Source organism: Psychrobacter sp. FME6 (assembly GCF_014861365.1).
GTDB lineage: Bacteria > Pseudomonadota > Gammaproteobacteria > Pseudomonadales > Moraxellaceae > Psychrobacter.
Genome location: NZ_RRYW01000113.1, coordinates 1 through 8013, shown reverse-complemented (window position 1 = coordinate 8013; position 8013 = coordinate 1). Strand labels below are relative to the sequence as shown.

Below are 8013 nucleotides of genomic sequence, written 5' to 3'. Positions count from 1 at the left end.
TCTAGGTCTTTTTTTCACCTCGCATTTGGTATTGCACTTCATGTGTTAATCTAAGCTCAGTTTTTAAAAGTTGAGCGTCCAGAAGATCTTAAGATATGTGATCCTGCCTGCGGGTCAGGTCATATGCTCACTTATGCTTTTGACTTACTTTATAAGATATATGAAGAGCAAGGTCATAGTGCATCAGATATTCCTTCGAAGATTTTGATGCACAACCTATACGGTATCGAGCTAGATGAGCGGGCAGGCGAGTTGGCTGCTTTTGCCTTAACAATGAAAGCACGTGCTAAACAGAAAAGATTTTTTAGTAAAAAAATACGTCCAAATATTTGCGTCCTTGAAGCCATTAAGTTTGATGAAGGTGAGCTTGACGAATATATGGACTTTATCGGGCGTGACTTGTTTAACAGTACCCTTGAGACTACCTTAAGTCAATTTGATGAAGCCGATAACTTCGGCTCGCTCATACGACCAGCGTTAATGGATGTGACAGATGTATTAGCACAGTTAGAAACTAAGGATGTATCTGGGCAACTGTTTTTAAGTCATACGCATGAGAAGGTGCTAACGGTATTAAAACAAACTGACTATTTGAGTCCGCGCTATCACGTTGTAGTGGCTAATCCGCCCTACATGGGTGGTAGTGGTATGAATGCAAGATTAAAGAATTGGGCTGCTCAGCAGTATCCTAATAGTAAATACGATTTATTCAGTATGTTTATTGAAAGGGGGTTGGAGTTAATACAGAGTTCTGGATTTAGCGCCATGGTGACTATGCAAAGTTGGATGTTCCTCTCATCTTTCGAGAAATTCCGTGATTATTTGTTTAATACAAGCACAATATATTCAATGGCACATATAGGTGCTCATGGATTTGATAGTATCGGTGGCGAAGTAGTTCAAACAACAGCTTTTATATTGGAAAGATGTGTTAGAAAAGATTACAAAGGAGCTTTTCTAAAATTAGTTGATGGAAAGTCAGAGATGGCTAAAAAACAGTTAATTGAAAGTATAGTCCAGAACCCTGACAGCTCTTTAATTTACCATATTGCTATTTCAGATCTAGAAAATATTCCAGGCACACCAATAGCATATTGGACAGCTTATGGTATACAACAAGCTTTCAGTCAATATAATTATCTCGAAGATATAGCACCTACAAGAAAGGGTATGGTGACTGCTAGAAATTCAGTTTATGTTAGATATTGGTTTGAAAACTCTTTATTAAAACTTGGATTAGATCGCCACAGTTGTAGGAATATGGCAAAAAAATCTGAAAAAAAATGGTTCTCTTATCTTAAAGGTGGTGGGTATAGAAGGTGGTACGGTAATAAATTGGATGTAGTTAACTGGGAAGGTGACGGTTATTTGTTACAGAATACTAAACATCCAAAAGAGGATAGAATTTGGGCAACTAACTTCAATCTAGATTATATTTTTAAACCTAATGTAAACTGGGGTGGTATTACCTCTTCAAGATTTTCTGCTAGGTATAGTTCCGGTGGTGAGTTATTTGATGCTGGCGGATCGGCATGTTTCCCCAAAGTCCAAAATTCAGAAGTAATACTAGGGTTTTTGAATTCTAAAATTGCAAATAATATGCTCAGCGTAGTTAATCCTACTTTAAATTTTCAAGCTGGTAATATCGCAAGCCTACCAATATCCTTAGATTTTGGTAAAAATGAGATTATACCTATAATTAGCTCTTTGATTAAGGATTCTAAAAAAGACTGGGATGCCTACGAAACCTCATGGGATTTTACGACCTTGCCTTTACTGGAAGACGAGTATCGCAAGCCAGCATTAGCAGATACCTATAAAGCATTGCGCAGCCATTGGCAAACCATGACTGATGAGATGCAACGGCTTGAAGAAGAAAATAACCGCATCTTTATTGAAGCTTATGGCTTGGAGGATGAGCTAACTCCAGATGTACCGCTTAAAGAGATTACCCTAACTTGTAACCCTTACTATCGCTATGGTGGCGATAAAACAAAAGATGAGCTTGAAGCGTTACTACTGGCAGATACCATGCGTGAGCTTATCTCATATGCTGTTGGCTGTATGTTTGGTCGCTATAGCTTAGACAAGCCAGGGTTGATACTGGCCAATCAAGGCGACACCATTGAGGACTACTATCAGCAGATACCTGAGCCAAGCTATGCACCTGACAAGGACAACGTCTTACCTATATTAGATGGTGAGTGGTTTAGCGATGACATCGTAGATTGCTTCCGTAGATTCCTAAAGACGGCTTTTGGTGAAGCGAATTACAATGAAAATATGCAATTTATCGAAATGGCTCTAGGTAAAAATGGCAAGCCACGTGATATTCGTGATTATTTCCTAAAAGGCTTTTATGACGATCACATCAAGCGCTATAAAAAACGTCCAATCTACTGGATGTTCTCAAGTGGTGACTTTAACGCCCTTATTTATATGCACCGTTATCGTTCAGATACCGCTAGCGTAGTACTCAATGAATATCTGCGAGAGTTTCGTATAAAAATTGAGGCTCACAAAGGTCGTCTACAAGCACTAAATATTAGCAGTAGTGCTACCGAAGGCGAGAAAACTAAAGCACTCAAGGAAATAGCCAAAATAAATAAACTGGTGCTCGAGCTCGAGGAGTATGAGCGAGATACACTATATCCATTAGCGACTAAGAAAATTGAGATTGATTTGGATGATGGAGTCAAGGTCAATTATCCTAAACTTGGATCTGCATTAAAAAGTGTTAAGGGCTTAAGCTAATGAGTGAACGCATTGCTAACTTATTAATAAATTTATTTAAAAATCATCGTATTGTTTTTTGGTACGACAGCAAGCTTGAGCTGCGTGATGATTTTGAGGCGTTGGATTTACCAGACGTCGAAAAGATTATCTTGGACAATAATGAGTTTAGCGTTAAATACCAAGTATTACGAGCAGCGCCCAAGCAACAGTTTTTACTATACCGAGCCAGTGCAGAGCCAGAGCCACTTGAAAACTGGCTGTTGGATGTTCAGCTAGCCAATACCATATTTCGGACGGATCAAGCATCTATATGGTTGTCTGAGCTTGAGGTTGGTACTGAGTATTCTGAAGTCATGCGTGAGCATGCACCTTTCTTTCAAGCCAAAAACCGCAAGCAAGTGCTCAAGAAACTACTTAAAGCTGGTGATAGCGTGGGAGTTATGCGTCTAAAGATGTGTGCAGTCTGTGCCAAGTCTGAGCCAAGGCTGGACTTGATAGTAGAGACGTTATTGCAAGAGCTGGCAAGTGGTGGTGATGAGAAAATCCAGATGATAAAAAAATATCATTTGGATACGTTTTTGTGGCAGCAAATGTATCGTCATTATGGCTATGAAAGTGAGATGCCAGGTATCCGTGACTTTGCTATCGAGCTATTTAAATCGTGTTATGCAATGAGCACTGAAGGTGAGGTGAAGCTCACAGGTGATGCTTTGGTTTTCTTTAAACGCTGGAAGGACAATATCCAACAAAAGGATAGCTTTGAGCGTTTATCAGCAGAGTTTGTTGACTACTTAGGGATTAAGCAAGATTTAAACAAACGTGATATCGAACATGTTATTGAGTTAGATTATTTTGAGCTTATCGACTTAAAGATAATAGACTCTTTAATACGTGGAGTTTTGAGTAGTGAGATAACGTCTTCTAAAGTGTCTCAGTTCATACGTCAGCGTCGTCAAAGCCACTGGTATGCGCAGTTTAAAGATATCTATGAAGCGATTGATTATGCTGCACAGTTTATGCATAAACTGAGCCAAGTAAAATATGAGATGAATAGCTTCTCTGAAGGTGTCATACGCTACAGTGAGATTTGGTTCAAGCTTGATCAGCTATATCGTAAATATATTTATCATATGTTAAAAGCCAATCAACCAACGTTGCTTAATAAGATGACTGAGAAGGTTGAGAACTTTTACTCCAATAACTATTTGCTCGATTTGAACAATCGTTTCCAGAGCTTTGTAGATACAACACCTAAATGGGAGGCGACGCCAATCCCATTACAAAAGACCTTCTATAATAGATTTGTGTCTCCATTCTTAGCTAGTAACAACAAGGTCTATGTCATAATATCTGATGCTCTACGTTACGAGGTAGCTGATGAATTGATGCGACTGATACGCCAAGAAGATCGTTTTGATGCCGAGCTTGAGCCGATGTTGTCAATGTTGCCAAGTTACACTCAGCTTGGCATGGCATCACTATTACCTCATAAGCAGCTGAGTTTCGCTGAAGATGGCAGTGGTACTGTACTAGTTGATTCGATTAGTACAAAAGGTAGTGATTCAAGAAATAAGATTTTGAGGAGTGCGCTGGCAGGTAGAGGTAGTGCCGTTACCGCTGAGAACTTTATAAAGTTGAATCGTGATGATAGCAGAGAGCTGCTCAAGGCCAATGATGTGATATATATTTATCATAACCGTATAGATCATACGGGTGATAAGATTCAATCAGAAGGTGACGCTTTTGTAGCAGCTCAAGAAACTATCGGTGAGCTAATCCAATTGATTAAAAAGTTAGCGAATGCGAATGCGAATAATGTTTTAATCACCGCTGATCATGGTTTTATCTATCAAAATCGTAAGATAGATGAAAGTGATTTTTCAGGAACAACGCCTTCAGGTGAAGTGCTTAATACTAACAGACGCTTTGTCTTAGGTCGCAACCTAAAAGATCTACCTAGCTTACACAAATTCAGCTCAGCACAACTCGGATTAGAAGGAGATATGGAGGTACAGATACCCAAGTCAATCAATCGTCTAAGAGTTAGAGGCTCTGGTAGTCGCTTCGTGCACGGTGGTGCAGCATTACAAGAGATTGTTATTCCACTTTTAAAGGTTAATAAAAAAAGACAAAGCGATATATCGGCAGTTGAGGTTGAGGTACTCCGTGGATCAAACTCAATCATTACTTCAAGTGAACTCAGTATTGGTCTATATCAGAATACTCCAGTAACAGATAAAGTACGACCTAGAATATTAAGGTTGGGGCTATATGCAGACTCTGGTGAGCTAATATCAGATACCCATGAGCTTACTTTTGACTATAGCTCTGAAAATGCGAGAAATAGAGAGCAACAGGTAACGTTACTCCTCACACGAGAGGCAGACGATTACAATAATCGAGAGGTACTGTTAAAGCTTGAGGAGAAGCTAAAGGACACGTCCCACTATACAGAATATAAGTCATTAAGTTACATGGTAAGACGCTCATTTGATAGTAATTTTGACTTTTAATATTTATAAGAAAAACGTTTAATATTTTGAAACCAAAGGAGAAAGTAATGAAGAAAGTGAGTTTGATCTTAGCTAGCTCTCTGATGATGCTTGGTGCATCTACACAAACAAATGCTCAAGCTTCAAAGTACGGTGTTACAGTAGATATGTGTGGATTTGATTACGATGAAGAAGACTTTTGTACTGATAAGCTTTTAAAAAGCTATGCTAAAGTTCTAAAAAATCGTGAAGCAAACTTTGATAATAATAAGATACTGTATATATTTGAAACCAGTGAGTCTGGTTATAATGGCAAAAAACCATATCGCTTGGTAGTCATTAATAAAGATACTAAAACTGTTTCTCCTTTGAGCTACTCTTTGTCAGACGCTAAGGACAGCCGTGGCAATCCAGTTACTATAAATAAAAAAGGTGAAACTATACATTTCGACTTTAGCCCCAAAACAGATAAATTTTGTTTTTCGGGTAATATCGACGCCTATAGAAACTCATACGGTTATGAAGATGGGCCTTTCTGTTTCAAGTATGATCGAGAGTATCAGAGCTTAGTTAGAGAGTATTAATTTTCGATACTACTTTAGAGACTAATAAGAAGTGTAATGTTATAAAGAAATAAGGCCTATATTAAACAGACCTCAGTCCTTTAGGTGCCTCTGTCTAAAGTTATTAGGGCAAGTAGCGACTAAAAGCATCTAAGAAATGATTTAGTTCGTAGCCTCTACCGCATTTAGGTTTCGTTCTAAGGGATTTAGGTTTGATTTTAAATCCTCTTAATAGATCGGAAATTTGCCGATCGGTAATTTTTTTACCATTATGGAATGTTGACCAGTGCATTTCTGGATCTTGGCATAAACTGCTTATTAAGTCTTTGGTTAAAATGCGATCGGTATCCTTTAGTTTGAATATGGTTTGGATATCCGATAATAGCTGCTCACTCAGACTTAGTTCGTCGTTCTCGATACCCGATATCTCGATACAGGCTCTGTAAGCCTGCTCTAGCCAGTTATCACCCAGTATCATAGCTATTTTTAGTAGGATTTCCCAATTGTCCTGCGCACGGTCGTTTATCGTAACAGGCAGTACTGGCTTAGCATCTTTTACTGCTTGCAGATTATCATTCGACCATCTAGCGAGTTTTGACTGAATACTGTTAGTGATATCTTCAGGTAAGTAACGCACTCGTTTTTTTGTCTCATGTTTCATTTTACGCTCTAGAGTGAGCGATATTGACCGATCTATCAATGTACCAGAGATTTTACCAATGCCTGAAATCGCTTTAGCGCAATAAACATTAAACGGCACTGGCTCATTATCATCACCAACACAGCGTATGATATATGCGTTATCGCGACTATGCCCAGCATTTAGTACACTTCGAATGCCCTCGTTATCGTTGATAAACGTGTCAATCTCATCGATGAACAAAGTCGGTTTATATTGTTCAATCGAACGAAATAAAGCAGAGCCAGTAATATTTGATGTTGATAATGGGCGTTTACTCATTCTGCTAATTAAAGTTAACAATGTGCTTTTACCACATCTCTTTTCTGGAGCATTTATCCATGCTATAGGTAGGATATGACTTGCAGGTATAACCCAAGTCATGAGTGTCCAGAGTGTAGTTGCTACTTTTACAGCGTCAGTACAGGCAATGTGATCATCTATTATCTGATATATTTGATCAGCTACTAAGGCAATATCTGTTACCGGTTCTGCGTATGGCTTAGTATCAACGACCAAACTATCAGAGGCCTCAGACTTCAATTTACCCCTAGCTTTCTTGACTAGCTTATCAAGTGATCGAACTGACATATTGTTGAGAGATTTCGCGGTTTCAGTTCGTTCTAGCTCATACTGCAGTTCTGATAATGTGGCAAGCCTATCGATAGTAGTCTGTGCTAAATCCGAGCTAATTTTTAAATCTTGTTGTGGTAAAATAACTGATGATGGCTGGTCAATGTCATCTGTAGTGGTTTTTAAGGGCCGGCCATCCTGCAAGATGGTTGGCTTTTCTATTAGATCGGCTAACTGTTCGTCAACTAGTTCAAAACAGGGGGGGGATTATGTTTACTCATGATTATGCCTCCCCATCATTAGATGAAGAATGACTCTCTAGCCATGAGTTAACGTCTGATAAACGCCAAAGGCTAGCGCGACCTATTTTTATTGGAGCAGGAAATTTACCCTCATTTATGAGGTGATAGACGTGTTTAGCGGAAAATCCAGTGATGCCGCGCGAGGCGGGTCTGGCCGTAACTGTCCATTTCTGACCTGAGTTAGTGGCATAGTTGCGAGCTGAACGCTCAGGTTGGTTTGCGAGATCTGACATTCGCAAAAATCGATTTTTTAGTTTCATAACATTACTCCACAGCATTGTGAATTGGTGTTGCTGAGTGCTGTGGAGTAATGTTAATCGACATATTTAATAAATAGTATAGTTATGCATGCATAATATATTTCTTAGATTAACACACCAAGTGCAACGCTAAATTATATTATAGAACACCTGATTGGGCGTTTTAAACCCTAAGCGTTTTCTTGGTCTGTTGTTTAGTTTATTCTCAATGTCCTGTATCTCATTATCAGAGACTTGTCTAAAGTCACAACCCTTAGGCAAGAACTCTCTGATTAAGCCGTTAGTATTCTCGTTGGTTCCTCGCTGCCATGACGCATAAGCATCGGCAAAGAAGAAGGAAGTAAAGAGCTTTCGTTTCACCTTCTTATGCTGAGCAAACTCTTTACCATTGTCAGAGGTAATGGTCTT

At 38.9% G+C, this 8013-nt stretch carries 5 protein-coding genes and 1 pseudogene; 3 read left to right on the top strand and 3 right to left on the bottom strand.

All coding sequences use genetic code 11. The annotated features are described in order from the left end of the window. Window positions 1-72: 72 nt before the first annotated feature. The 3 genes and pseudogenes from pglX to EI162_RS12475 all read left to right on the top strand — a co-directional run. Window positions 73-2754, top strand: a pseudogene (gene pglX, locus EI162_RS12485) (BREX-1 system adenine-specific DNA-methyltransferase PglX); the annotation flags it as partial. After that, a complete protein-coding gene (gene pglZ, locus EI162_RS12480; protein WP_192524660.1) occupies window positions 2754-5249 on the top strand; it encodes a BREX-1 system phosphatase PglZ type A in 2496 nt (831 codons plus the stop codon). The pseudogene pglX and the gene pglZ, both read left to right, overlap by 1 nt. A gap of 47 nt (window positions 5250-5296) precedes the next feature. Next, window positions 5297-5812, top strand: coding sequence for a hypothetical protein (locus EI162_RS12475; RefSeq protein WP_192524659.1), 516 nt, complete (start codon window positions 5297-5299; stop codon window positions 5810-5812). 103 nt (window positions 5813-5915) lie between these two features. Here the strand turns inward: EI162_RS12475 and EI162_RS12470 are convergent, their stop codons facing one another. From EI162_RS12470 to EI162_RS12460, 3 genes are all read right to left on the bottom strand, one after another. Beyond that, window positions 5916-7247 (bottom strand): DUF3631 domain-containing protein, encoded by a 1332-nt coding sequence (locus EI162_RS12470; RefSeq protein WP_192524658.1) that lies wholly within the window; start codon window positions 7245-7247, stop codon window positions 5916-5918. 79 nt (window positions 7248-7326) lie between these two features. Beyond that, window positions 7327-7605 carry a helix-turn-helix transcriptional regulator gene (locus EI162_RS12465; RefSeq protein WP_192524657.1) on the bottom strand — a complete coding sequence of 93 codons (279 nt, stop codon included), beginning with the start codon at window positions 7603-7605 and terminating at the stop codon, window positions 7327-7329. Window positions 7606-7734: 129 nt separating this feature from the next. Beyond that, on the bottom strand, window positions 7735-8013 hold a 279-nt coding region (locus tag EI162_RS12460), incomplete at its 5' end, for an IS30 family transposase (RefSeq protein ID WP_192524318.1).